The 25095-nt window shown below is 34.7% G+C and carries 31 protein-coding genes and 1 pseudogene; 16 read left to right on the top strand and 16 right to left on the bottom strand.

The genetic code is table 11. The features are described 5' to 3' along the window. Position 1 precedes the first annotated feature (1 nt). The 3 genes from spoVAC to JOC48_RS13160 form a co-directional block, all read right to left on the bottom strand. Positions 2 to 481 (bottom strand): stage V sporulation protein AC, encoded by a 480-nt coding sequence (gene spoVAC, locus JOC48_RS13150; RefSeq protein WP_204500426.1) that lies wholly within the window; start codon positions 479 to 481, stop codon positions 2 to 4. Positions 482 to 500: 19 nt separating this feature from the next. Next, positions 501 to 968, bottom strand: a complete 468-nt coding sequence (locus JOC48_RS13155; RefSeq protein ID WP_204500429.1) for a YhcN/YlaJ family sporulation lipoprotein — start codon at positions 966 to 968, stop codon at positions 501 to 503. A gap of 81 nt (positions 969 to 1049) precedes the next feature. Further along, positions 1050 to 1256, bottom strand: coding sequence for a DUF1657 domain-containing protein (locus JOC48_RS13160; RefSeq protein WP_204500431.1), 207 nt, complete (start codon positions 1254 to 1256; stop codon positions 1050 to 1052). Positions 1257 to 1448: 192 nt separating this feature from the next. Between JOC48_RS13160 and JOC48_RS13165 the strand changes: the two genes are divergently transcribed. Beyond that, on the top strand, positions 1449 to 1895 hold the full coding sequence (locus tag JOC48_RS13165; RefSeq protein ID WP_204500433.1) for a hypothetical protein: 447 nt from the start codon (positions 1449 to 1451) through the stop codon (positions 1893 to 1895). A gap of 67 nt (positions 1896 to 1962) precedes the next feature. On the opposite strand, the gene nfsA is transcribed toward JOC48_RS13165, so the two are convergent. The 3 genes from nfsA to JOC48_RS13180 form a co-directional block, all read right to left on the bottom strand. Further along, complete coding sequence (gene nfsA, locus JOC48_RS13170) at positions 1963 to 2709, bottom strand: oxygen-insensitive NADPH nitroreductase (RefSeq protein WP_204500435.1); 747 nt, start codon at positions 2707 to 2709, stop codon at positions 1963 to 1965. Further along, positions 2706 to 3515, bottom strand: a complete 810-nt coding sequence (locus JOC48_RS13175; protein ID WP_204500437.1) for a hypothetical protein — start codon at positions 3513 to 3515, stop codon at positions 2706 to 2708. The genes nfsA and JOC48_RS13175 overlap by 4 nt, the downstream gene beginning before the upstream one ends. A 157-nt stretch (positions 3516 to 3672) precedes the next feature. After that, positions 3673 to 3855 (bottom strand): hypothetical protein, encoded by a 183-nt coding sequence (locus tag JOC48_RS13180; protein WP_204500439.1) that lies wholly within the window; start codon positions 3853 to 3855, stop codon positions 3673 to 3675. A gap of 126 nt (positions 3856 to 3981) precedes the next feature. Between JOC48_RS13180 and JOC48_RS21545 the strand changes: the two genes are divergently transcribed. Both JOC48_RS21545 and JOC48_RS13185 read left to right on the top strand, forming a co-directional pair. After that, entirely contained in the window at positions 3982 to 4110 is a 129-nt protein-coding gene (locus JOC48_RS21545; RefSeq protein WP_275580742.1) for a hypothetical protein, read from the top strand. Positions 4111 to 4196: 86 nt separating this feature from the next. Continuing rightward, positions 4197 to 4616 carry a YwpF family protein gene (locus JOC48_RS13185; RefSeq protein ID WP_338024307.1) on the top strand — a complete coding sequence of 140 codons (420 nt, stop codon included), beginning with the start codon at positions 4197 to 4199 and terminating at the stop codon, positions 4614 to 4616. Positions 4617 to 4668: 52 nt separating this feature from the next. Here JOC48_RS13185 and JOC48_RS21290 read toward each other — a convergent pair. The 4 genes and pseudogenes from JOC48_RS21290 to lepB all read right to left on the bottom strand — a co-directional run. After that, positions 4669 to 4746 (bottom strand): annotated as a pseudogene (locus JOC48_RS21290) (YjcZ family sporulation protein); the annotation flags it as partial. A gap of 232 nt (positions 4747 to 4978) precedes the next feature. Then, positions 4979 to 6112 (bottom strand): S1C family serine protease, encoded by a 1134-nt coding sequence (locus tag JOC48_RS13195; RefSeq protein WP_204500441.1) that lies wholly within the window; start codon positions 6110 to 6112, stop codon positions 4979 to 4981. Positions 6113 to 6137: 25 nt separating this feature from the next. Beyond that, on the bottom strand, positions 6138 to 7298 hold the full coding sequence (locus JOC48_RS13200; RefSeq protein WP_204500442.1) for a zinc ribbon domain-containing protein: 1161 nt from the start codon (positions 7296 to 7298) through the stop codon (positions 6138 to 6140). Between the two features lie 407 nt (positions 7299 to 7705). Continuing rightward, the gene (lepB, locus tag JOC48_RS13205; protein ID WP_204500443.1) at positions 7706 to 8224 is read right to left on the bottom strand and encodes a signal peptidase I; all 519 of its coding nucleotides are present in this window, start codon (positions 8222 to 8224) and stop codon (positions 7706 to 7708) included. Between the two features lie 311 nt (positions 8225 to 8535). Here lepB and JOC48_RS13210 point away from each other — a divergent pair, with 311 nt between their 5' ends. Beyond that, positions 8536 to 8730 (top strand): aspartyl-phosphate phosphatase Spo0E family protein, encoded by a 195-nt coding sequence (locus JOC48_RS13210; RefSeq protein ID WP_204500445.1) that lies wholly within the window; start codon positions 8536 to 8538, stop codon positions 8728 to 8730. An 18-nt stretch (positions 8731 to 8748) separates the two neighbouring features. Here the strand turns inward: JOC48_RS13210 and JOC48_RS13215 are convergent, their stop codons facing one another. Continuing rightward, positions 8749 to 9921, bottom strand: a complete 1173-nt coding sequence (locus JOC48_RS13215; protein ID WP_204500446.1) for an aminotransferase A — start codon at positions 9919 to 9921, stop codon at positions 8749 to 8751. Positions 9922 to 10051: 130 nt separating this feature from the next. On the opposite strand from JOC48_RS13215, the gene JOC48_RS13220 reads away from it, so the two are divergent. The 3 genes from JOC48_RS13220 to JOC48_RS13230 all read left to right on the top strand — a co-directional run bounded on the left by JOC48_RS13220 (position 10052) and on the right by JOC48_RS13230 (position 11122). Further along, positions 10052 to 10192 (top strand): FbpB family small basic protein, encoded by a 141-nt coding sequence (locus tag JOC48_RS13220; RefSeq protein ID WP_204500447.1) that lies wholly within the window; start codon positions 10052 to 10054, stop codon positions 10190 to 10192. A 264-nt stretch (positions 10193 to 10456) separates the two neighbouring features. Continuing rightward, a complete protein-coding gene (locus JOC48_RS13225) occupies positions 10457 to 10843 on the top strand; it encodes a hypothetical protein (RefSeq protein WP_204500449.1) in 387 nt (128 codons plus the stop codon). 75 nt (positions 10844 to 10918) lie between these two features. Then, the gene (locus tag JOC48_RS13230) at positions 10919 to 11122 is read left to right on the top strand and encodes a hypothetical protein (protein ID WP_204500450.1); all 204 of its coding nucleotides are present in this window, start codon (positions 10919 to 10921) and stop codon (positions 11120 to 11122) included. A gap of 165 nt (positions 11123 to 11287) precedes the next feature. Here the strand turns inward: JOC48_RS13230 and JOC48_RS13235 are convergent, their stop codons facing one another. The 4 genes from JOC48_RS13235 to trhA form a co-directional block, all read right to left on the bottom strand. Next, a complete protein-coding gene (locus JOC48_RS13235) occupies positions 11288 to 11767 on the bottom strand; it encodes a YkyB family protein (RefSeq protein WP_204500452.1) in 480 nt (159 codons plus the stop codon). A gap of 225 nt (positions 11768 to 11992) precedes the next feature. Then, positions 11993 to 12556 (bottom strand): SCO family protein, encoded by a 564-nt coding sequence (locus JOC48_RS13240; RefSeq protein ID WP_204500453.1) that lies wholly within the window; start codon positions 12554 to 12556, stop codon positions 11993 to 11995. Positions 12557 to 12700: 144 nt separating this feature from the next. Further along, positions 12701 to 13552 (bottom strand): metallophosphoesterase, encoded by an 852-nt coding sequence (locus tag JOC48_RS13245; RefSeq protein WP_204500455.1) that lies wholly within the window; start codon positions 13550 to 13552, stop codon positions 12701 to 12703. Positions 13553 to 13612: 60 nt separating this feature from the next. Then, on the bottom strand, positions 13613 to 14248 hold the full coding sequence (gene trhA / locus JOC48_RS13250) for a PAQR family membrane homeostasis protein TrhA (protein ID WP_204500457.1): 636 nt from the start codon (positions 14246 to 14248) through the stop codon (positions 13613 to 13615). A 231-nt stretch (positions 14249 to 14479) separates the two neighbouring features. Here trhA and cbpB point away from each other — a divergent pair, with 231 nt between their 5' ends. The 4 genes from cbpB to JOC48_RS13270 all read left to right on the top strand — a co-directional run bounded on the left by cbpB (position 14480) and on the right by JOC48_RS13270 (position 17993). Then, a complete protein-coding gene (gene cbpB, locus JOC48_RS13255; RefSeq protein ID WP_204500458.1) occupies positions 14480 to 14941 on the top strand; it encodes a cyclic-di-AMP-binding protein CbpB in 462 nt (153 codons plus the stop codon). Positions 14942 to 15153: 212 nt separating this feature from the next. Next, positions 15154 to 15876 carry a 2,3,4,5-tetrahydropyridine-2,6-dicarboxylate N-acetyltransferase gene (gene dapD, locus JOC48_RS13260; protein WP_204500460.1) on the top strand — a complete coding sequence of 241 codons (723 nt, stop codon included), beginning with the start codon at positions 15154 to 15156 and terminating at the stop codon, positions 15874 to 15876. 132 nt (positions 15877 to 16008) lie between these two features. Then, complete coding sequence (locus tag JOC48_RS13265; RefSeq protein ID WP_204500462.1) at positions 16009 to 17124, top strand: N-acetyldiaminopimelate deacetylase; 1116 nt, start codon at positions 16009 to 16011, stop codon at positions 17122 to 17124. Between the two features lie 626 nt (positions 17125 to 17750). Then, the gene (locus JOC48_RS13270) at positions 17751 to 17993 is read left to right on the top strand and encodes a YkuS family protein (RefSeq protein ID WP_204500464.1); all 243 of its coding nucleotides are present in this window, start codon (positions 17751 to 17753) and stop codon (positions 17991 to 17993) included. 68 nt (positions 17994 to 18061) lie between these two features. Here the strand turns inward: JOC48_RS13270 and JOC48_RS13275 are convergent, their stop codons facing one another. After that, on the bottom strand, positions 18062 to 18907 hold the full coding sequence (locus tag JOC48_RS13275; protein ID WP_204500466.1) for a mechanosensitive ion channel family protein: 846 nt from the start codon (positions 18905 to 18907) through the stop codon (positions 18062 to 18064). A gap of 360 nt (positions 18908 to 19267) precedes the next feature. Here JOC48_RS13275 and JOC48_RS13280 point away from each other — a divergent pair, with 360 nt between their 5' ends. The 5 genes from JOC48_RS13280 to JOC48_RS13300 all read left to right on the top strand — a co-directional run bounded on the left by JOC48_RS13280 (position 19268) and on the right by JOC48_RS13300 (position 25052). After that, the gene (locus JOC48_RS13280; RefSeq protein WP_204500468.1) at positions 19268 to 19810 is read left to right on the top strand and encodes a peroxiredoxin; all 543 of its coding nucleotides are present in this window, start codon (positions 19268 to 19270) and stop codon (positions 19808 to 19810) included. A gap of 96 nt (positions 19811 to 19906) precedes the next feature. Continuing rightward, on the top strand, positions 19907 to 20356 hold the full coding sequence (locus JOC48_RS13285; RefSeq protein WP_204500470.1) for a TlpA family protein disulfide reductase: 450 nt from the start codon (positions 19907 to 19909) through the stop codon (positions 20354 to 20356). A gap of 270 nt (positions 20357 to 20626) precedes the next feature. Beyond that, complete coding sequence (locus tag JOC48_RS13290) at positions 20627 to 22378, top strand: ABC transporter ATP-binding protein (protein ID WP_204500472.1); 1752 nt, start codon at positions 20627 to 20629, stop codon at positions 22376 to 22378. A 112-nt stretch (positions 22379 to 22490) separates the two neighbouring features. Then, positions 22491 to 24233, top strand: a complete 1743-nt coding sequence (locus tag JOC48_RS13295; protein ID WP_420829221.1) for an ABC transporter ATP-binding protein — start codon at positions 22491 to 22493, stop codon at positions 24231 to 24233. Between the two features lie 144 nt (positions 24234 to 24377). Next, the gene (locus tag JOC48_RS13300; protein WP_204500476.1) at positions 24378 to 25052 is read left to right on the top strand and encodes a potassium channel family protein; all 675 of its coding nucleotides are present in this window, start codon (positions 24378 to 24380) and stop codon (positions 25050 to 25052) included. Positions 25053 to 25095 lie beyond the last annotated feature (43 nt).

Below are 25095 nucleotides of genomic sequence, written 5' to 3' on the forward strand. Positions count from 1 at the left end.
TTTACAACCCACCCCATTGAATTAGGATTGTTTTAATTAAAGCAATCACAAAAGCAGAAAACACACCAAATAAGATAACGGAGCCTGCAAGCTTAAACATGTTTCCTCCAACACCTAATACGAATCCTTCTGTTCGATGCTCTATTGCTGCCGAAATTACAGCATTTCCAAATCCTGTAACGGGTACTGCAGTGCCAGCTCCTGCAAATTGGGCAAAATGATCATAAACTCCAAAGCCAGTTAACAACATGGTGATAAATATGAGTGTTGCTACTGTTGGGTTTCCAGCTGTTTGTTCAGTAAAGTCAAAAAAATACATATAAAAAGTAGTAATAGCTTGACCAATAGTACAAATAAATCCACCAACGAAAAAGGCTTTTATGCAATTTTTGAAAACTGGTCGCTTTTTTTCTCTATCTTTTGCAAATGTTTGGTATTGTTGTTGTATCGATGTTAAATTTTTTTTTCTATTATTTGACATAACGAGTCCCTCTTTCGCTTTACGCTTGGTCTTTAATTAGTTTCTTTATTTCGTTATATTTTTTTTCTAAATCTTTTTTGCCTATACGATTGTTTTGAATTTTCTTCTCTAATTCATCAATTTCGATAAATATCTTTTTGTCAGAGGAAACCTCTATATTTGCTTCTGGGTACTTTTTTTCAAGCTCTTTCTTGATTTTTTTTTCAATTTCTTGTTCATTAAATTGATTGATTTGTTTAACTTCAATAGCAAGAAGAATATCACTACCTGAATTAATCCCTCTTACACGGGTAACTTCATCTTTATCTTTTACAGTTTCTTTCAATTTATTTGTTAGCGATTGGTCGATAGAGGTAGGGATAATAATTTTGGTAATATCTTTTTTTGGATCAGTTTGGGTAATTCGATGATCATCTTCTTTTCCAGTGCAGGCGACCAAGGTAAGTAACAGTAAGACACTAAGAATTATATTTAATAAATTTTTCACGATACTCACTCCAATAATAAATGGATTGGAATAAAAGGCTGGTAAATACCAACCTTTTATTCCTAAAAAATAAACAACAATTTATTGTTGCTTATATTGAGGTTCCTCTTGTTGAATTTGTTGAACTCTTGGTTCTAGTGAGTTTACAATCGTTTGGGTTTGTTGAGCAGCATTTTGGTATAATTTTTTTGCTTGTTTATTTTGAGTTTGTAAAGCAAACGTTTCAAAGCTTGCTTGTGCACTTTTTAATCCAGCTAATGTTTGTTTTACTTGAGTAACTACGGTCATTAATCTTCCTCCTTTTGAGTTACTTACGATATTAGTTTGACATTTGCAATGAAAAATATTCTTTGAAAAAATTCCCGATAATACTCAAACAAAATCGTTGCAACTTATAAAGGAGAATACATTTTATTACATTTTTTTGAAACATTTGTCTTCATATTTACGTCTATATTAAAATAGAAGAGGGGGGAGTTCATGCTAAAGCAAATAGTTGTCATTGCTTTTTTGTTACTTGTGATTGGCATTAGCGCCATGTTTTGGATGAAGGAATATTCAAGCGCTCAATTAGTTGGTCCTATTAATGTAAAGGAAGAAAAGGGCGACTTTATTTTGCATGTACGTGTAGATAATATGGAAAATGGAGTGGAGGTATTAAGTTCTCTTGAATATAGTGGTAAGGACAGCGTGACTTTGAATCACCGAACGCCACTAACCGCAGTATCCTTTCATGTGGAAAGGAATGATTTTACGGGTAGTCCAGTTTCAAAACAGATGGACCCTGGGGATATTTACCATCCGCAACCACCAGTTACGTTCACGTCATTAGGAAAAGGTACTTATAGATTATACATACATTCACAATTTTTTGTGAAGGGTAAACCAATAAATATTACAACGGAAAAAGAAATCATAATGGAGTAACTAAAAGATAGGGGTATAAAAAAGGGGGTAGCCCTTAAACTAGAGCTAACCCTAAGTATCGAATTTATTATTTCTTGTTAAATCCTTTTTTCTTAACGTAATCAGTCACATCTAAACGCTTTGGAGTTGAAAATTTACGAATCATTTGATTTGACCATGAGTCTAAGCGCTGATTCGTAGATCGCTGTTGATAATATGCTTCAATTGTACGATCAAATTGTTGGATAGAGGATTTCATTTCTTCATCTTCCATATAGTTATCATTAAAGTAAACCGCCTTTTGTGGTAGCCTTGGTTTTTGGTCTGGTTCGTGTGCCGGGAATCCAATAGCTAATCCAAATAATGCAATGACATGGTTTGGTAAATGAAACAATTCGTCAACCTTATGAATATTGTTTCTAATACTTCCAATATAACAAATTCCTAACCCCATTGATTCAGCTGCAATCGCTGCGTTTTGAGCAGCTAAAGCTGCGTCAATAGTGGCAACAAGTAAATGCTCAGTATTTTCTAAGTTTGTTTTCATTTGTTCGTATGCTTGATTGTCTGCACTTAGAGTATTTCTGCGTAAATCTGCACAAAATAAAAGCAAGTGTCCATTTTCTTTTACATATGGTTGATTGGTAATTTCAGCCAGCTGGCTTTTTTTTTCTAAATCAGTGACGCCAATGATACTATATGCCATCATGTAACTTGAGGTTGACGCAGAGTGGGCTGCTTCAATAATCGTGTTAATCTGTTCATCAGACAATGGTTGCTTGGTAAATTTCCGAATGGATCGATGATTTAAGATGGTATCGATCGTTTCGTTCATTGTAAAAACTCCTTACTATCTATTTTTAATTCAATTTCTCTTGTGTATTTTTCAGATTCTGACCATTCTTTTAACGATTTTTTGTTAGGTTTTTCTATATCTGGAACCGTAACTACTAAGGTTTCATTATCCTTCCACTTCACAAGGCTAATCGGCCATCTATAATCGGTAAATACTAGCTCTTCTTTTATTTCTACATCTTCTGAATCACCAATTCTTCGTTTTGCCTCTTTATCTGGATCATCAGATACAAAAGGTTCCAATTTTAACGTTTCCCAGTCATTAATATCTAAAGGAACGACTTTATTTGTTGTTAACCCATCGTCACTTCTGGTAAATACTAAAACAAGTTTATTGCCATCTTGTGAAGGTATTGCTGACCTGAATTTAGCCAAATCAGCTACAAGGTAAGATCGGCCTTCATCCTTTTGATCAAGCAGTAAATAGGAGCACGCATTGTTTTCACAAGAAAATTGAAGCAAATAGAGTGATTCATATTCTGGTATTTCTAATGGGGTAAGTAACATTTTATTAATAACATATCTTTTGTTGTCAACATTTGATAAGTATTGTTTTAAAATACTAACACCATCTAAATTAATGACTACCGTTTCTTCTGGTAGATAAAATTCAATTGTCGTTTTCACTTTGCTTTCGTTTTTAGATTCTACTTCTTTTTCTACTAATTCTGGATTTTGATCTATCTCTTCCTCCGAAGAGTCAATTTTTGTTATAGCTGGTGTATCGTTAGAACATGAGGCTAATAAAAAAATGGTAAAACTAATCATTACTCCAATAATTCTCATCATTAACATCCCCTGATTATGCTTAATCTTTATGACCGATGTTTGTTTTGAATAACACCTTAGCATGTAGGTCTATTATACAAGATTTATTACGCTAATTTAATAAATAAACGTTAATTAGGCATTTTAATATTTATGCATTTTTATTGACTGCATGTTAGAGTTTCTTTGGATCATCTGTTTCATGGTGATTTCCTTTTTTGATATAGTCTTCATCTAACTCTGTTTTTTCTTCCAAGGTAAGATCACCTTTATTAAATTTATTTTTCCCTCTTTTTTCAACAAAAACAGCTATAACAACGATGATTGCCAGAATGCCTAATATAATTATCCATATCATTTAATCACTCCTTTAAGGGGATATTCAGTTAATAAAAGTTTGTCCTTTAAAGAATTTCTTATTACAAGTGTGTGTTCAAAAAGTCGGAAAGAAGTTTCGGACCAAAGTCTGATAGAAGTTACATCTATGTATCGTATCGTTTTTATCTTTTGCCTCTTAGAATTAAAAGTAACAAATAAAGGGTTAGAGGTGAAAGACATGACGATTAATGTGTATGAACTTGAAAAAGAAGTTGAGTCCAGAAGAATTAAATAATCGATGGGGAAGAAGAGCTTGGATGTTCATAGTTACTTTTTTAAAAGGAAATGATACACTTAGAATATTAAGAAGTCGAAAAGGGCGTGAAGTATCTGAAAACATTCAAGCTTATTTCATTAGATCTGTTAGAAGAAGGTAATGAAGAAATTGTTGTAACGAATATTCCGTTATTGGATGGTCTAATTATCGATCGAGAGGATGAGAAAAGCCAATGGGTTTTGGAAGGCGTACTTGATCGTTCATACCAACGTTATTTTGAAAAATTTAAAAAGAAAAATGAACAATTAATGCTCCAAGCGAAAATTACGAAAGAAAGTAATCAGCCTGCAACATTCATGTGTTCTATTATGGGAATAAATGAAATGGATGATCACATAAATATTCTTTTTATTGGAAATTTGATTGATCGGAAGAAAGGCCAAATTGAACGGACATTAAAATTACTAATTGATGAAGGATTTCAAGGGGAAGAGTTATTGGATGAGTTTAAGGATAGAGTATAAATAAGACCAGACTCCCGAAGCAGGGAAGTCTGGCTATTTATAATTTCGCTAATTAGTAATAAAAAGCAGCACCTACTATGATGAGTAATATAAATAGTACAACGATCAGCGCAAAGGAATTTCCGTATCCTGTACCATATCCATAGCCATATCCTCCGCAGTGATGACTATATCCTTGAGGGTATCCCATATTGTCCATGTGTGGCATAATACAATCTCACCTCCTGAAAGATTACACTTATACTGTATGGAGAATGAGTAAAATGTGTATAGACGTTTACCTAGATTCTTTATAAATTGGGCGCAGGAAAGTTAAATAGATAACCCAGAAATCCACGGGGCTTGCCCCGTGGATTCATTTATCATTCTTCTCGAACACCATCAATTATTTTTAATTGATCATTTTCATACCCGACAAAAAAAGTGTATTGATATGTTTTTGTTTCCGTTTCTTGATTCGGTTGACGAATCGTAGTATCAACTTCAACATTTAGCTGTACTTGATTTCGTTGTTCAAGAAATGTTTGTGTAATTTGAATAATTTCAGATTCAACAATGTAGAAGTAATCTTCTCTAAAGGCTTGATAGGTTGTTCGCGTTTGCCAATCACTTCCAAGCATTGCATAGGCATTTAGATAGTCACGTATAGCCAGATTATCAAAAAAGTAGTGAATAATGTATTCTGCATCTTTTTCTAGCTGATCAGTATCAATTTCCTGAGAGTTTGTACTTTTATAAACAAGTTCCTCGTTGTCTGCTTCATTTGACCATTCTTCAACATATTCAAGTACATGGGTAATTGGGATACTGAAACCAATTCCTCCGTCATCCGTACCGGCAGAATTAATAGCTACAACTTTACCAGTCGTTTGATCAATAAGCGGGCCACCACTGTTCCCGTGTGTGATAGGGGCAGAGATTTGATAAACATTTTCGTACTCGAACTCATCGATTGTAAATGTTCGGTTTGTTCCGGATATGATTCCTAAGCTTACGGAATTTTGAAAACCAAGAGGACTACCAAGTGCAACAATTTCATTACCGATTTCTGCCTCGTATTGTTTATCAATAGCAAATGGAGTTTGACTGGCTAGTTGTGGTACACGTATAACAGCAATATCAATCGAGTCACCCACCCCAACAATCGCTGCTGGATATGTTTGGGCATTTGCCATTTTTACTGTTATAAAATCGGCATCTTTAACCACATGTGCATTGGTAATGATATCTCCTTTGTTGTTATATAAAAAACCAGAACCAGTTTTTTCACTCCAATTTCCTTCTGCTTCAATTTGTACTACATTTTTTTGTGATTCATGAATAATCGTTTTTAAATCTTTTGTGTTCGGTTGATTAGTGATTTTGGCAGCAAGGGTGTTTTTTACTTCTATTGAATTTCCGACCCAATTATTGTGGATCAGGAACATGGCACCAACACCAGTTGTTATAATTAAAGCGGAAAGCAGAACAGGTAAATATATTTGCTTAAATTTCATCTTCTCACTCCGTAGTTTTTCTTCATTAATCAAGAAACCAACTTATCTTTTCTATTTTGACTTTGAGATTCATATTTTCATTGCCAATATCAAAATGCGTATAATCAAATTTACCTTCTTCTTCAGGGTACAATGTCTCTGGATAGACATAAACTTCATTTGAAAGTATTTCATTTTCATCTGGATCTAACAATACATAATCAACAGAAACTGTATGGATAGGAACAGTTGCAACGCTTTTTAAATCACCAGTTACAACAAGGTTTTTTTGTTCATCCTGTAACACTTTAATGTCTAACAGTTCTACAGCGTCATTTTTGTTTATTTCTCTTTCTTCCTCAGCTGCAATGATTGCTTGCTCAATCCTTTGTTGTTGAGCTGTTTCAAATGCAGTTTTCTCTTTTTCTATCGTAGTTTTAAAGCTTTTGAGTTTTTCAGAATTAGGAACATATTCTAATCCATCTTGCACTGTATTACGGGCATCTGTATATTGCTTATTCGATAATTGTTCACTTGCTGTCGAAAACACGTATGCAACAATTTGTTCTCGGATGGAGGAGGCAATTTCTTCTGCATCTTCACTTTGAATTGCTTCTGCCTCCCATAATAGTGTTTTTAACTCATCAATAGGTGGATCACTAGCCAAGCGAACATTAAGTTGTTGTATTTGTGCATCATGGCGTTTTCTATTAATCTCATGCTGGAGAATGGATACTAACTCTCCATCATAATCTTTTAATCGACCCTCAGCCGTACTTATTAACTGTAAAGACTGTTGATACTGATTATCTTCTAACAATTTATCCGCTTGTTTTAACTCGTCTTTAATGGTGATAGCAACCTTCATAAATTTTTCGTTTTCTATTGCAGAAGGAAATTGTTCTTTAAAATCATTTGCGCTTTTAAATGCGAGTAAAGCATCTTCGTACTCACCTAAAAGGGCTTTCTTTTCTCCAATATCGTATTGTTGTTTTGCATTATCCACTTGCTTTTCTAAAAATAAATAATAAGCACCAACACTTATTAGAATAATAATGAATGCAATTAATGGTAAATACCACCAAAACGTGTTTTCTTTGCCCTTAATCATTCGATGATACATGTCTTCCGGGAGCTTTTCTCCACATTGTGTACAGAAAAATTCGTTTTCTTTGACCTTACTGCCACAAAAAGGGCAATGAAACATAAGAACACCTACCTTTCATTAAACACTTATAAATCGCCTTATTCTAAAGAACAGGTATATTCGTAAAAACAAGTCTATCACAATTTTACAGTCCCTGTACGAAGAAAAGAAGTGAAAAATTATTTTGTTTTTGGTAAAATAGAGCAAGATTCTCCATCTATTGGGAAGGATAAGGTTAAGTTAGATTCATCTTTAAAAGTTCTTTGCTGATATATTGAGGAGTATCATGAATAATAGGAGTGAACAAAATGTTTGATGTAGTTTTTTCCATCGTTTCATTACTAATCCTGGTTGTATTTATTGGGTTTAGTATTTTTGATCGAGGTTAAAAGACAGTGGACAAACACTGTCTTTTTACATGAAATGAAAAGCCTTTGTCATACGAAAGCTTATAGAACCGATAGACCTTAACGAGTGAAAGTCCATTCAGAAAAGGGGTATATGACGAACTCCGAACGACCTATTATTTCCTCTTTTGTTACAAAACCTAATCCGTTCCTACTGTCCTTGCTAATTAACCTGTTATCTCCCATAACAAAATAACTATTTCCAGGGACTTCTACCGGACCGAAATCGCCTGTTTGGGATAAGTCTTGACTGTCTAGAAATGTTTGTGTATATCTTTCTCCATTTATATATAGGACTTTATCTTTTACTGTAATGGTTTCGTGAGGTAATGCGATTACTCTTTTTACATAATTTTTTATCGGTCTTTTAATAATAACAATATCTCCACGATTAGGTTCACCGACTAAATAGACAACTTTGTTAAACAGTAGTCTTTCTCCATCTTGAATGGTTGGATCCATACTCTCTCCTTGTACGATGGATGTTGCAAAAACAAAAGAACGTAATAGAGAAGCAGCTATGATTGCGATAGCTATTACTTTGACCCATCCCAATGATTCCTTTTTTTTAACTATCATGAGGGAAACATCCTTTCCTTTTAGTAGTAACAAAAAGGAGTATTTATTCAAAAAAGGCAATTAATATTAATTATTATTATCTTTAAGAATTATATTACTATATCTATTTTACTATTAATGATGGACAATTTGTTAAAGGTTTTTTGTTTTTCTGAATTCTTGAAAGTTTTGTCTAATATTGCGATTCGCTTTACTTCTTTTAAAAGCTTTGGCATAATCATTAGCGTTTATAAGGTAGAAAATTTGACAGAATTTATTTTGTCAGGTCGGTTAAAGATTCTTTACTTATGTCATTAGGAGGTAACCCGGTAATGAAATATACTTCATCTATCTTACTGCAGCGAATAGAATTTTTAAGGAAACAAATGACCGAGGTTGCCTTGGCAAAAGGTTTCACTAGTACAGAGTCGATAGCGCTTAGCCAAGAATTGGACAAGCTATTGAATCATTACCAACAATTAAAGGTTAATGAGAAGAAAAAAGTAATAGGTAAGAGGAGAGGCTAAAATAGCCACCCCTACCAATTATTTTAATAGACCTTCGTTTGTTCTAAGAAATTCCTCAAGACGATCCATTCCATCTTCCAATGTCTTTTGACTGTATGCATAGGAGAGGCGTAAAAAACCTTCACCATAGTTAGAAAATGCATCACCAGGCACCAATGCTAAATTGGCTTCTTCCACCATTTTTAATGCTAAATCAAAGGAAGGAAAATTTGATTTTGAAAAGTCCAGAAAGAAATAGAAGGCACCATCTGGTAATATAACTTCAACTCCCATTTCTTTTAGCCGTTTATTAACATAGTCACGTCTTTGTTTGTACGCTTCCCTCATCATGAGTGGATCTTCCATACCATGTGTGGTTAATGCTTCTAATGCCGCGTGTTGGCTAATTGAAGAAGCACAAGAAACATTATACTGATGAACCTTTAAAATATGATTGGTTAACCATGCAGGTGCCAGCAAGAATCCGATTCTCCACCCAGTCATGGCATGTGACTTAGAAACACCATTTATGATGATTGTCTTGTCCTTTACTTCTTCAAATGTCCCAATCGACACATGTGGTTGATCATAAACCAATTCACTGTAAATTTCATCAGCAAGGATAAACATGTCTTTATCTTTCAGTGTAGTTGCAATATCTGACAACTCACCCTTATCCAATGTGATGCCGGTTGGGTTTGATGGATATGGAAGTATGACACATTTCGTTCGGTCGGATATATGCTCCTCAATCAGTTGACTCGTTAATTTGAAGCTATTATTTCTCGTATCTACAAAAACTGGAACTCCTCCAGCCAATCGAATTAATGGTTCATACCCGGGATAGACTGGTCCTGGAAGAATTACTTCATCCCCAGGATTAATAATTGTACGAAGTGTAATATCAATTGCTTGAGATGCTCCTACGGTGACAATGATTTCTTTTACCGGATCATATGTAAGTTGGTATTTATTTTCAACAAATGATGCAATGGACTCTCTTAATGCTAATATACCAGCATTGTGGGTGTAAGTAGTTTGGTTCGCATCAATTGCATGTTGTGCAGCTTTTTTTATATGCTCAGGTGTGTGAAAGTCGGGCTGTCCAATCGTTAATGAGAGCATATCCTTGTTATTGGCAACCATATTAAAAAATTTACGAATACCAGATATTTCAATATTCTTGACGTTTGTATTAACTAAATGTTCCAAGGGTTAGTCCTCCATTTTCTAAATTTAACAAAATGTTCATACAATTTTGATTACTTTCATTTAAAATAAAGGTATAATGAAAGCGATTAATGATAAGTACGTGAATACTCTATATAAGGAGTGAAATACATTGAGACAAAGGAAAGCTTCTTTTGAAGAGCTAGTTTCAAAAAATAAACAAGAATTAATGAACGATAAGCAAGCGATGAAACAACTTGAAGAACAGCTAGAAAACAAACTCGTTCGGAAAGTCTCTTATTCAAAGCCTTAACATATATCATGATAATACCATAGTGAATTGAGTGGAAACAAAAAATTTAACAATCATTAAATATAGGAACTTGCAAAAAGCGAATTTGCCAAGCTTTCTTAAGAGGACTATCATCATATTTTCAGAGTTGAGTCTGTTGAAAGTATAATAGTTTTCTATTTTGACGATACTTTTCCTAGAAGTGCGTGTTCAAAATTCGATCCGCTTATCATGTAGTAACTTTTTGAACATCCTTTATAAAGCGAAGGAAAGGTTGGAATTAATATGCAAGATGTCCTCTATGATTTCCTATTAGCTATTTCCCCATTCATTAAAAAGGCGCAACTGGTACCGTTGGGAATAACTGATCAGCATCTCTACTTTTTCATTGGTTTAATTGGTGCTATTCTCAGCTATATTCTTCTTCAGCCAGTTATTAGGCTGATTGTAGTGCTGCAGTGGAGTAAGTTACTAACATACTTAATGAGTAGCTTTTTATTCTTAATTATATTAGGGTCAATTTATATTTCTAGGGAAATGTTTATTGTTGGAGATAGTGGCTTAGAACTAATGGGTAACATAGCATTAGGAATAACTTTGTTTGGTGTAGTATTATTAATTACTCATTTAGCACAAAACCTGATTGCTTATGTAAAACAAATAAAATCTTAATTTATCGTAGGAAAAACTACCCCTTTGAAACCAATTGATTCCTATACTCGTATATGAATAGAAGGGGGTAGTTATATGGCTACGATAATATTTTTGTTTTTGTTTTTTGGACTAATCCTATTTCTTTTAAATGTTATAACGAGTATATGGGCTTATAAAGATTCACTTAAAAAAGGAAAAAGTAAGGAGTACGCGATTATCGTCTTAATTGGTACACTTATTTTACCTATACTTGGATTAATTGTATATTTAATCATCCGAAGTGATGAAGGTGCATAAGTCAAAAAAATAACACAGATCTAACTTTAACCAACCTAAATTCAAAACGCATGGATTTCATGATTATCCATGCGTTTTTATTGTTAGTTAACCAGTTGTAATTTCCAACGTAAGCTTTACATTTTCTCCAATGTGACGGAAAAACGTATAGAAATCTATACGTTTTTAATACCGCCATTTTTTCTTTTTGAAGGGTGACCCATTTAGTTGACCTAGTGAAGATGGAGTAAAATAAGAAGGGTATCTTTCTTTTTGATGATGTTGTTTGGTTTCTAAACTCCAATCAAGATAGTTACTTAATATTTTCTTTGCTTGTGACAAGGACATTTGAGGTTTTGGGTTACGATAATTACTATCGACATTCCCAAGATGTTTTAAATCCTTAAAATCCTGTTTCATCGGAGGTATATGAAAAAAGTATTCACCAACTTTCACAAGTACTGTAGAGTGCTGGTGACTTAGCTTGGGGTGATCCGAAAAGTGAAGCCCGACTTTTAGTGCCTGATTGTTTTTTAGCAATTTGTGGATTGTCTGCTTTTTCATGCTATATAAAAAGCGAGGGTTTGGAGCAGTTTTAGCATGACGATTAACAACGAATAATGCTTGTGCTATTTCATTTATATTATCTTTATGCTTTTGATTCACCGGAATCCTCCTTTCTAAGCTACTATATTACTCGTTCGCAAAGTCAACGAATTAAAAATTGTAAAAACTTAGTGCTTCCCAAGCTCCAGCACCTCCCCCCCTCGAGGTCTTAAGTTAATCCTCAACTACTTCGAGGCTCGAATTAAACTTGTTGGGGGTGAGTACTAGGAAATCATTACGGTTCAGTCCATACGTCGCTACCAGGGCGCTCTGAGCTTTTGTTATTTACATCATATCCTTAATGTCATCAACAATTTTCTCAATTTCGTCCATTTTCCTTCCATCATAACGGTTGATTGCATTTCCTTCAGGTGAAACAAGATAAAAGTAAACGGTATGAATCATTTGATCTGAATCAGCTATTTTATCTACTGGTGCTTTGAAGGATTTAACAGCAAACTCTTTCATTTCTTCAAACTCATAACCCGTAAAAAGGTTCCAATTATCAAGTTCTCCACCTCGGTCTAATGCATATTGTTTTAGCATTTCAGGTGTATCGTTGTCAGGGTCAACAGAAAATGATACAAGCTCAACATCTAAGTTTTCTTCTTTAAGCATCTCCTGTAACCGCGCCATATTCGCAGTCATTGGCGGACAAACAGTTTCACAGTTAGTGAAAATCATATCAGCTACCCAAAACTTACCCTCAAGTTCTTCGCTATTCACCATTTCCTCATCTTGATTTATAAATTCAAAAGGTTGTACATCAAAAGAAAATTCACCTTCATACTTCGGTCCACAAGCCGAAAGTATTACGGTAAGTAAGCCTATTATTCCTAGTATCCTCATTATTTCCCTCCATTAACCTCATTCGAGAATTCGACAACTATTTTAGCACTGTTAATCATGAAATACTAGGAAAGACTGAGGAAAGAAGTGACAATTTTACGAACAAGCGATAATGGAAAAATCTACTATTTAACATCTGGTCATCTATTCGTTGCTTAATTGATAAACAGTTATTTCTGGTTTACACAAAAAACGGTAGGGTAAGCGAGTTGTTCCAATTCCTCTACTTACAAACAATTGTAGTGGGTAGCTGCCAATTTCGTAATTTCCTTCCACATATTTCTCTGCAAATGCAGGGGTATAAACATGTCCTACAAATGGGATTTGAATTTGACCACCATGACTATGGCCAGAAAGCTGAATATCAATTGGATAATCTTTAACGATATCTGCATAATCTGGTTCATGGACAAGTAAAATCGTAAATTGTTCTTCTGTGATGCCATTTATGGTTTGTTTTATATCAGGTTTCCCTAACATGACGTCATCTAACCCTGCAATGACAAAGGACTGGTTTTCCTTTTTTATAGTATAATGGCTATTTTGAAGTAAAGTGAAATTAGCTTTATCCATTGCTTCTTTTATTATATCCGTTCCGTATCCACCATGATCATGATTCCCATAAATCCAAAACTTTCCGGAAGGTGCTTTTATGGATGACATTAACTCGATAAGCTTATCGCTCCAAGCATAAATGTTTGGCATATCTACTAAATCACCTGTGAATACAACAATATCAGGATTATTTTCATTAATCGTTGATATCAGGTCTTTAAATTGATCGAGTGTATAATGAAATCCTAAGTGAGTATCACTGAATTGAATAATTTTAAAATCATGGAATGCTTTCGGGATATTTGCTTTTGATATTGTTTCTCTATGAACGGTTAACAAGCTTGGTTCTATCTGTTTTGCATAGTAATATATACCTCCACCAAGACCAAGTGATCCAATGACACTAGAAACTAATTTTTTTAAGAAAGTACGTCGATTCATAGTTAATAACCTTTCAGCATATAATTACTAAATGAATAAATCGTTTTTAGTGTTTAGTTGTTAAATAATGTAAAGGAAAATGGAGAAAAAATGAAAAGTAGAGCCGGCAATAACAAATAGATGCCATACGGCGTGATGATAATAAAACTTTCTCCATACATAAAAGATAGCACCAATTGTGTAACATAAACCCCCAACTATTAAAAAATTAATCCCGTCAGTAGGCAGTGTGTCGGTTAACGGGTTCCATGCAAAAACAATTAACCATCCCATTAATACATAAAAAACCGTTGATAATACTAAAAACTTTTCCACAAAAAATACTTTAAAAATAATCCCTGCCAGAGCAATCCCCCACACGATTCCAAATAGAGTCCAGCCCAATCCACTTCGCAATGGAACTAATAAAATAGGAGTGTAAGTTCCAGCAATAAATAGAAAAATAGAAGAATGATCAAAAATTTGAAAAATATTCTTCCATTTACCTTCAGGAAGTATATGGGAAATCGTCGATGCGAGATACATTACTAGCATCGTTATCCCGAATATTGTTACCGAAACAATTCGCCATCCATTACCATTTATACTTGCAAAGACAACCAATAATACTAGAGCAACTATACTTAAAATTGCTCCAACAGCATGGGTTATCGCATTAACTATTTCTTCTTTTCGAGTAAACGTATGGGTTGTCATGAAAAACCTCTTTTCTATTTACCTTTCCTTTTCATTTAATCTTCTAAGAAAAAGTACTACTATTCCATCATAACAGTTATCGATGTACATCGGTAGCTTGATTTGTAAGTATTGTATTATTTTTTTGATCATTCAACTAGCATGGTTTCGTTTTAATATGTATGATAAAATATTGTTGGGATTTGAATAAGTGAATTACTCCTTCAACTACAGGTAAATGGAGTGAATAAAATGAAAAATGCTGAATCTATGCAATTAATTGATATTACTGCTGAGACGATGATGATTCCATCCGAAAAGGTAGCCCATGTACAAGTAGGTAATCCTTTAGAGCATGCACTATTAGTACTTGTAAAATCTGGTTATTCTGCTGTACCAGTATTAGATGTCTCTTATAAATATAAAGGTACAATTGGTAAAACAATCATTCTCAATAGTGTTTTAGGATTAGAGCGCTTTGAAATGGAAAGACTTTCTAATACAAAGGTTCATGAAGTGATGAACACCCAAACACCTTGTCTAAAAAAGAGTGATGACATATTAACCTGTCTAAAAACTGTTATTGACTATCCTTTTGTTTGTGTTGTGGATGAAGAAGGGTATTTTGATGGAATTCTTACAAGAAGAACAATTTTAAAACAGCTGAACAATTATTTTCACTTAAATAAAAATCAGTTATATCAAGTTGAATAATAGAAGGGCACACTACCAGTGTATGATTATAAATACATGAGAAACGGAGCAGCGAGACAACGAAGAAATGCAAAGCAATTTTTCTCGGACTTTTTGAACATCCTCTTGTAAGTGAGACAGATTTTTTGTAATAAATCTGTCTCACTTGTCATACAGGAATTTTTTTTGGTACAGTATAGAAAATAAATATTGTCAAATTGGAGGAAGTAGAAGTGAAAATGATGGATGCAAACGAGATAATTTCTTTTATCTCAAATAGTACAAAATCAACACCAGTAAAAGTCTATATTAAAGGTAACCAATTAAATCAAATTGATTTTAGTGATAGCATACAGGATTTTGTTGATGAAGAAACTGGAATACTTTTTGGTGAGTGGAAAGATATAAAGGATGCTTTAGCTACATATGAAGCGCAAATAGAGGATTATGTGATTGAAAATGATCGCAGAAACTCTGCCATTCCTTTACTAGATTTAAAGGAAATTAATGCTCGTATCGAGCCTGGAGCAGTAATCCGTGATCAAGTAGAAATTGGTGATGGATGTGTCATCATGATGGGGGCTATGATTAATATTGGCTCTGCAATTGGTGAGGGCACAATGATTGATATGAATGCTACTTTAGGTGGACGTGCAACAGTTGGTAAGAATTGTCATATTGGTGCAGGTGCTGTCCTTGCAGGGGTAATTGAGCCGCCTTCAGCACAGCCGGTAGTCATTGAAGATGGCGTTGTTGTAGGGGCGAATGCGGTTATTCTTGAAGGTGTCAGAGTAGGAGAGGGTGCTGTAGTTGCTGCAGGCGCTATCGTAACAAAGGATGTACCACCAAACACTGTAGTTGCTGGTACTCCAGCCAAAGTAATCAAGGAAATTGACGATCAAACGAAGTCTAAAACTGAAATTATGCATGCCCTAAGAAAGTTAGATGAAGAGTAAAAGTTGATAGGCGTAGAAAAAGCAGGGGATTTTTTCTCCTGCTTTTTTACACGTTTAGAAAGGATAAAATTTTAGCAGAGAAGTAATTCGACGTAGTAAAATGATTTTAAGGAGTAAACAGGGGGAGAAACTATGAATGCAGAAGCACTAATACAGACACGAAGAAACCTTCATCAAATACCTGAATTAGGATTTAACGAATTAAAAACACAACAATACTTGTTAAAAAGCATTGCTGACCTTCCACAAGAGAATTTAACAGTGAAAACTTGGAAGACAGGGATTTTAGTAAAGGTTAATGGTAAAAACCCGTCAAAGACAATCGGATATCGAGCAGATATTGACGGACTGCCAATTACTGAAGAGACGGATTATTCCTTTCAATCCATTCATGAAGGTCAAATGCATGCATGTGGTCATGATTTTCATATGACAATTGCACTAGGTGTTCTTGAGCGGTTGGCAAGATATCCTATCAATGATAATGTCGTCATTATTTTTCAACCTGCAGAAGAGGGGCCGGGTGGTGCATTACCGCTGATTGAATCTAAGTTATTCCAGGAGTGGCGTCCAGATTTAATTTTTGCTTTACATATTGCACCAGAACTTCCAGTTGGTACGGTATCATCGAAAGCCGGACTATTGTTCGCAAACACAAGTGAACTATTTATTGATTTTAGAGGTAAAGGCGGGCATGCAGCATATCCGCATCTGACAAAGGATATGGTTGTTGCAGCAAGTAGTTTTGTGTCGCAACTTCAGCAAATCGTTTCACGGAGAGTCGATCCCCTCGAAAGTGCGGTTATTACGATAGGTAAAATTGAGGGTGGTTTTGTGCAAAACGTTATTGCTGAAAGGGCAAGGCTAGAGGGGACGATACGAACACTTAACCCTATGATTATTGATGAAGTAAAACAAGAAATAGAAACTTTGGCTAAGGGTTATGAGATTAGTAATGACTGCATTATTTCCATTGATTATGGTTCGAATTATTATCAAGTTTTTAATGATGAAACCTATGTAGATTTATTTAAGGAGACTGTCCAACAAACAGGAGTTACTTGGAAGGAAGCTAGAGCAGCAATGACTGGTGAGGATTTTGGTTATATGTTAAAAGAGATTCCAGGTTTTATGTTTTGGTTGGGTGTGGATTCACCATATGGGCTTCATCATAGTAAGCTTCAACCAAAGGAAGAGGCATTATTAACCGGTGTAAATCTAGTTGAGTCGACAATCAGGAATATGTAATTTTTTTAGGCTTTATTACACTGTAGACACAAAATGCGCAACAAAAGGTGAGCTTAGATACGCGCTCCGGATATACACTTCGCTTTCCGCGGGCGGCTGGTGAGCCTCCTCGAGCTTTCGCTCTGCGGGGTCTCACCGATGCCATTCCTCCCGCAGGAGTCTTCGTGTATTTCCTCCGCTGTATAGTGGAAGTTTCTCAACACAACTATAATTTCTTGATAAAACAATTTGTATTAAAGTTCTTTACAACGTTCTGCGCATGCAGTTGCACAATTTTCTCACCTGCTTGAGAAAACAAAGCCAAGCTGTGGAAAAATGCGAGACTCCTGCGGGAAAAGCAACAGGTGAAGACCCCGCAGGAAGCGGTTTTTGCTTCCGAGGAGGCTGAGGCGTTGCCCGTGGAAAGCGAGTGTTTTTCCACAGCGGTGGTTAACCACTCTTATCGTTCGTCAATAAACTTCAAAGTATTGCGCATTAATCGTATAATGCGCATGATTGTTTTGCAATTAGGCTTATTCTAAAAAAGAAACAATCATTTAGACAAAACTCTTGCATACTATAGAAAATTTTTGGGAAGTCTATGAAAGATTTCAATAAAGCAACAATATTCAGGAGGTATGTGAGATATGGCTCGTATTGGAATTGAAGAAACGCTTTCGGATGTAAAAAGTGCACTTCAAGAAAAAGGATATGAAACCATTGACCTTAGACAAGAGGACGATGCAAATAACTGTGACTGCTGTGTCATTTCTGGCCAAGATAAAGACGTCATGGGAATGCAGACAGCAAGTTTCGGTGGCTCTGTAATAAATGCAGACGGTTTATCAGCTAACGAAATTGTTCAACAAGTAGAAAGCAAAATTAGATAGTCAAATCAAAGCGTACTTAAATGTAAAAGACAAAAGGATCTCCATAATTACACTGGAGATCCTTTCTATTATTTTGTTTCTTTGTTAATATTTACTTGATGTGGAAAAGGTATTTCAATTCCTGCTTCATCTAATGCTTCTTTTATTTGTTTTCTCATATCACGTTCAACTCCCCATTGCTCCATATTTTCTGTTTTTCCTAATACACGTAATATCACGTCAGAGGAGCCAAGAGCTTGTACACCTATAACATTTGGACCATCAACAAATCGATGATCATTTTCTTGAAATTCATCACAAACCTTTTGTAAAACAGCCATTGCCTCGTCAATATTATCAGAATAACTAATACCTATATCAACTAAAGCACGCATTGTTCCGCGCGAGTGGTTACTAACACCAGCAATGTCTCTATTTGGAACAAAATTTAGTGTTCCATCAAACCCTCTAATTTTTGTCGTTCGTAATCCTACTTCTTCTACAATTCCACTATATCCACCAGCAGTGACATATTCATCCACCTCAATTTGCTTCTCTAGTAAAATAAAGAACCCGGTGACAATATCACTAACCAATCCTTGAGCACCAAAGCCAATTGCTAGTCCGAGTACTCCTGCCCCAGCTAAGAGAGGTCCAAGAGGTAGTCCAATAATTCCAAACAATGTGACAATAAAAATAAACAGTAGGACATAGGAATAGATGTTTAGTAACAATTTTTCTAACGTTTTAATACGGTTAGCTGAAATATTTTCTCTATTACTGGCTTTCGATAAAGACGTAGTAATTAATTTTTTACCAATTGGTGATACTATCATAAAAGTGATAATTAAAATTGCAATTTTAAACCCTTTTGTAACAAAAAGGTCAAGTAATTCTGCAAAGTTGATATTCAAACCATCTTGAAAGATACTCATATAATTCTCCCTTCTTTTGGGCTGTGTTAAAGTTCGGTATTCATTTCCATTTGGCATTAGTATTCAACAATATACTACATTATCAACACTATCCTTTAACAGAGCCTCCCTTTTGAATCTTAGAATAAGCGAAAATCGAGATTGTAATCAAATGATAAGCTTCCATTCTTCCTGCGAAAAAGGTGAGCGTGAATAAAGTGTTTATATTTAATGGTTTTGGATATAATTTTTAATATAGCTATAGAAAGAGCACATTAATTGACTATAAATGACAATATATTTATAATTTTTAATTGTGAAGAAGGAAACAAAGATTATTTGTTTCTATTATATTTTAAATTATTTTTGGAGGGATTATATATGGCAGAACGTATGGTAGGGAAACAGGCTCCACGCTTTGAAATGGATGCAGTTCTTCCCAATAAAGAGTTTGGAAAAGTGTCTTTAGAAGAAAATATGAAGAATGACAAATGGACAGTGTTGTTCTTTTACCCAATGGATTTCACCTTTGTTTGTCCAACTGAAATCACTGCTCTTTCTGATCGTTATGATGAATTTGAAGATTTAGATGCTGAGGTAATTGGTGTATCTACTGACACGATACATACACACTTAGCATGGATTAATACATCTCGTGATGATAATGGACTAGGAGATTTAGCTTATCCATTAGCAGCTGATACCAATCACCAAATTTCAGCTGATTATGGCGTACTAATTGAAGAAGAAGGGGTTGCACTTCGTGGTTTATTCATTATAAGCCCTGAAGGTGAGCTTCAATACCAAGTTGTAAATCATAACAATATTGGTCGTGATGTTGATGAGACACTACGTGTACTTCAAGCGCTTCAAACTGGTGGTCTTTGCCCAGCAAACTGGAAGCCAGGTCAGGAAACATTATAATCGTTTAGCTATCAATTATAAATTTGTTTAAATAGGGTCTGGCTCAATTTTAGTGGGTTAGGCCCCATGCTTTTCAATAGAAGGGAGGAGCTAAATATGAAACTTAGAGAGCCCATGCCAGAATTATCTGGTGCTACAGAATGGTTGAATGGAGAAGTAAGCAGAGATGATTTAGTTGGAAATAAACCTACATTAATTCATTTTTGGTCAGTTAGCTGTGGATTGTGTAAGGAAGCAATGCCAAATGTTAATGAGTTTCGAGATGAGTACAAGGATGATTTAAATGTTATTGCTGTGCATATGCCACGTTCGGAAAAAGACTTGGATCTTGACCAAGTGAAAGAAATTGCAGCAGAACATGACATTACACAACCAATATTTGTGGATAACAAACACGCATTAACAGATGCTTTTGAAAATCAATATGTTCCTGCTTATTATGTGTTTGATGCAGAAGGTAACCTTAGACACTTCCAAGCAGGTGGTGGAGGCATGAAGATGCTTCGTAAGCGTGTGAATAGAGTACTTGGAAAAAATGAAAAATAAATGTAGTTTTTTTAGTAAATAAGATGTCCATTCTTTAGGCATCTTATTTTTTTTCGTTTTCGTTAAGAATGATTTGTGAAAGTTTTTTAAAAAGTACGAGTTAAAATATTAAAAAATAGTCATAAAATTATAATTTTTTGATAAAATGTTCATTGTTCTATAAATTGTAAAAAAAAATTCAAAAATTGAGTCAAAAAGGTGGAAAAATATTTCGTAACCCGATATATTTATTTATACGCTAAAAAAATTCACCGTGAGGAGGGAGACAGTTTGGAAACATTTAAAAAATTAAAACAATATTACTGGCCTTTTAAAAAGTACTTTTTCTACTCGTTGTTTTTTGTATTATTAGTAACTGGAATAACTGTCTTATATCCAATTATATTACAGCTAACAATTGATGAGGTGGTATTGAAATCTCAGTACTTTTTAATACCTTATCTATCCGTAGGATTTATTTTAATAATGATTGTTAAAGGTATTGCAAACTTTTTACAACAATATTTAGGAGATCTATTCGGGGTTAAGTCTGTTTATACATTGCGAGATGGGCTGTACAAGAAGTTGCAAAGGCTTTCATTCACTTATTATGACAATGCAAGAACAGGGGATTTAATGTCAAGATTGACGATGGATGTAGAAGGTTTTAAATTCTTTTTAGCTGCTGGTTGTAAAGAATTAGTGAAAGTCTCATTATTAATTATTGTAAGTCTTAGTGTCATGTTTTATTATTCTGTTCCATTGGCGTTAGTTACTATGGCGGCAATGCCGTTCTTAGCAGTAGTGGTTTACCGCTTTGACCGTAAAGTTCATCCGGCATTTCGAACGATTCGTAAGTCTTTAGGAAGACTAAATACACGAATTCAGGAAAACGTAAGTGGCATGAATACAGTTAAGTCTTTATCAAAAGAAGATTTTGAGATTGAAAGATTCACAAGTAATAATGTGAATTATCGAGAAGTAAATATTAAGACATCTAATATTTGGGCTAAATACTTTCCATTTATGGAGTTTCTAGGTAACATCTGTATGGTAGCTTTGCTTATATTCGGAGGCTATTTAGTCATTAATGACTCCCTAAGTTTAGGTAAATTAGTAGCGTTCTTTAGTTTGCTGACTTACATCTTAGGACCATTAATGCATCTTGGTTTTATAGTTAACCAATTCTCACAAGCAAAAGCATCTGGAGAAAGACTACTAGAAATTCTAGAGGCTAAGGAAGATATTGAAGAAAAGCCTGGGGCAATTGAACCTGTTACGGTAGAAGGACATGTAACATTTAAAGATGTAACATTTACGTACACACCAGAAGATGATTCTGCTTTAAAAAATATCTCCTTTGATGCACCTCCAGGAAAAACGATTGGTTTAATTGGTGCTACAGGTTCTGGTAAAACAAGTATAACGCAGCTCATGACGCGTTTTTATGAGCCAGAACAAGGCCAAGTACTGATTGATGGTATTCCTGTTAGTAATTATCATTTAAAAACGTTGCGTAAACATATAGGTTTTGTTCTTCAAGAGTCCTTTTTATTTTCTACTACGATTAAAGAAAATATTGCGTATGGAAATCCTTCAGCAAGCATGGACGATATTATTGATGCAGCGAAGCGGGCTCAGGCTCATGAATTTATCATGGAAATGCCTAAAGGATATGATACGATGCTCGGTGAAAGAGGGATGGGCTTATCCGGTGGTCAAAAACAAAGAATTGCTATCGCAAGAGCTATTTTGATAGATCCAAGTATCTTAGTATTGGATGATGCAACATCTGCTGTTGATATGGAAACAGAGTTCAAAATCCAAAAGGCGTTAAAAGAAGTTATGCAAAATAGAACGACATTTATTATTGCTCACCGTATTTCATCATTAAAACATGCTGACGAAATAATTGTACTCGATAATGGTGAAGTTGTTGAACGAGGTACACATGATTATTTACTAAACAACGGAGGACCGTACCAACGAATTTATGATATTCAGTATCAGGATAAACAGGCGATTATGGGCGCTGTGAATTAGGGGGGTACAACAATTGGCTAAGCAACTGAATACGAAGCAAGAAAGTCCACATTTGAAACGGTTTTATTACCCACTAGACCGTGCGGTAGAAAAGCCCTTTAACTGGACACAAATGTTGCGACTTTTAAAATATCTGAAACCATATACCAAAACATTGTTGCCAGGAGCAATGATTGCCATGTTAATCTCAACAATGGTGCGATTAGCTGTTCCAATTCTTATTGGTAGAGTAGCCATTGATGTGGCAATAGCAAATGAAGATGTTACGATGTTAACATACTTGATTATTGGTATATCACTACTGTATTTATTGAGCTATCTTGGTAATATGTATCGAATTAAATGGATTAATATATTGGGTCAAAAGGTTATTTACGATTTACGTGAGACACTATTTTCACATGTTCAGCGCTTGTCACATAACTTTTTTGATAAGCGCTCAGCAGGCTCGATTCTTGTTCGAATCTTAAATGATGTGAACTCATTACAAGAATTGTTTACAAACGGGATTATCAATCTACTTATGGATGTCGTTATGCTACTAGGGATCATTGTTATATTATTTGTTTTGAGTCCTCCATTAGCAATGGCTGTTTTGGTTATATTGCCGATTATGTTTTACATTTCAACTAAACTAAGAAGAAATATTCGTAGGTCTTGGCAGGATGTTCGAATTCAAAAATCTAGACTTAATTCACACTTAAATGAGAGTATGCAAGGAATTAGAATTACACAATCTTTTTCACAAGAGAAAGAAAACACGGAGTATTTCGATGGTGTTAATACGGATAATTTCGAAAAAGAAAGACTAGCAATGAAGAAAAGTGCATACTTTGGACCATTTGTTGAAATGAGTAATGCCATTGGAACAGTTATTTTGATTTCTTATGGTGCACATTTATTACTACTCGGTCCAGAAAATGGCGGGATTCAAATTGGGACATTTGTATCTTTTGCATTTTTCTTAGGTATGTTCTGGGAACCTATTTCACGTCTAGGTCAAATATACAATCAATTACTAGTGGCGATGGCTTCGTCTGAGCGTATTTTTGAATTCCTTGATGAACAACCGAATGTTGAAGAGAAGGATAATGCTAAGGAATTCACTAATATGAAGGGGCATATAGAGTTTGATCGTGTTCAATTTTCATATGATGACGACCGTGTTGCTCTTCATGAAATATCGTTAGAAATGAAACCAGGTGAAACAGTCGCCTTAGTAGGACACACTGGTTCGGGTAAATCTACGATTGCCAATTTAATCAGCAGATTTTATGATCCGACAAAAGGGTCCGTGAAAATTGATGGCAATGATCTTAGAGATATGAAATTAGATAGTTTAAGAAATAATATAAGTGTTGTTTTACAGGATACGTTTATTTTTTCTGGAACAATTATGGAAAATATACGTTTTGGTCGACCAGGTGCAACAGATGAAGAAGTGATGGATGCTGCAAAAGTTGTAGGTGCCCATGACTTTATCACGAAGCTTGCTGATGGATATTATACAGAAGTAGAAGAAAGAGGTAATATTCTATCTGCTGGAGAGAGGCAATTGCTTTCGTTTGCACGTGCATTACTGGCAGATCCTAAAATATTGATTCTTGATGAAGCTACAGCAAGTATTGATACAGAAACAGAAGTGAAAATTCAAAATGCGTTGCAGAAGCTTCTTAAGGGTAGAACAGCTATTATGATTGCACACCGTTTATCAACGATACGAGAATCTGATAATATAATTGTTTTAGAGCATGGAAGAATTTTAGAACAAGGAAATCATGATGAGTTAATGCATCAGAAGGGTGAATATTTTGACTTAGTAAAGTCACAGTTTCAAATGCTTGATGCACTATAGTATAAAACCTTTATCGATATTAATCGATAAAGGTTTTATGTTTTTTTACACTTTCAGAATTTATAAGTTAGAATATCAAAGGATTTTCCTAATAAAGTGTGATAGACTAGTGAAAGCAATACACCTAAACACGGAGGAATAACGATGAAGAGAGAGTTTGCAGTTATTGGACTAGGACGTTTTGGAGGAAGTATTTGTAGAGAATTGAGTAAAGAAGGAATGGAAGTTCTAGCTATTGATACAGAAGAGGATAAAGTAAATGAATTTAAAAATATAGCATCTCATGCAGTTATTGCTGATGCGACGGATGAAAAGGTATTAAAGGAATTAGGAATCAGAAATATTGACCATGTCATTGTTGCAATTGGCGATAATATTCAAGCGAGCATTTTAACTACGTTAATGTTAAAGGAATTAGGAATTAAAACGATTACTGTTAAAGCACAAAATGATTATCATGAAAAGGTTCTTAATAAAATAGGTGCTGATCAAGTAGTTCATCCTGAACGGGATATGGGAAAGCGTATCGCCCATAGTATCATATCGAATAACATATTGGATCACCTTGAGCTTTCTGACGATCATAGTATTGTCGAAGTGAAGGCAGGTACGAAAATGAGTGGAAAATCATTGGTGGATCTAGATATACGGGCACAATTTGGTTGTAACGTTGTAGCGATTAAACAGGCCAATCGTAAAGAGGTTAACGTATCACCGATGGCTACAGAAGTGATCCATGAAGGTGATATCTTAGTAGTCATTGGAGCGGATAAAGATATTTCTAGATTTGAAAAACAACTTGTTGTAGATGATGATTAGACTATCTATCACTTACAAAAGAAAGCTTACTTTTGTTGAGAGA

It is taken from the genome of Aquibacillus albus (genome assembly GCF_016908325.1).
Classification (GTDB): Bacteria; Bacillota; Bacilli; order Bacillales; family Amphibacillaceae; genus Aquibacillus_A; species Aquibacillus_A albus.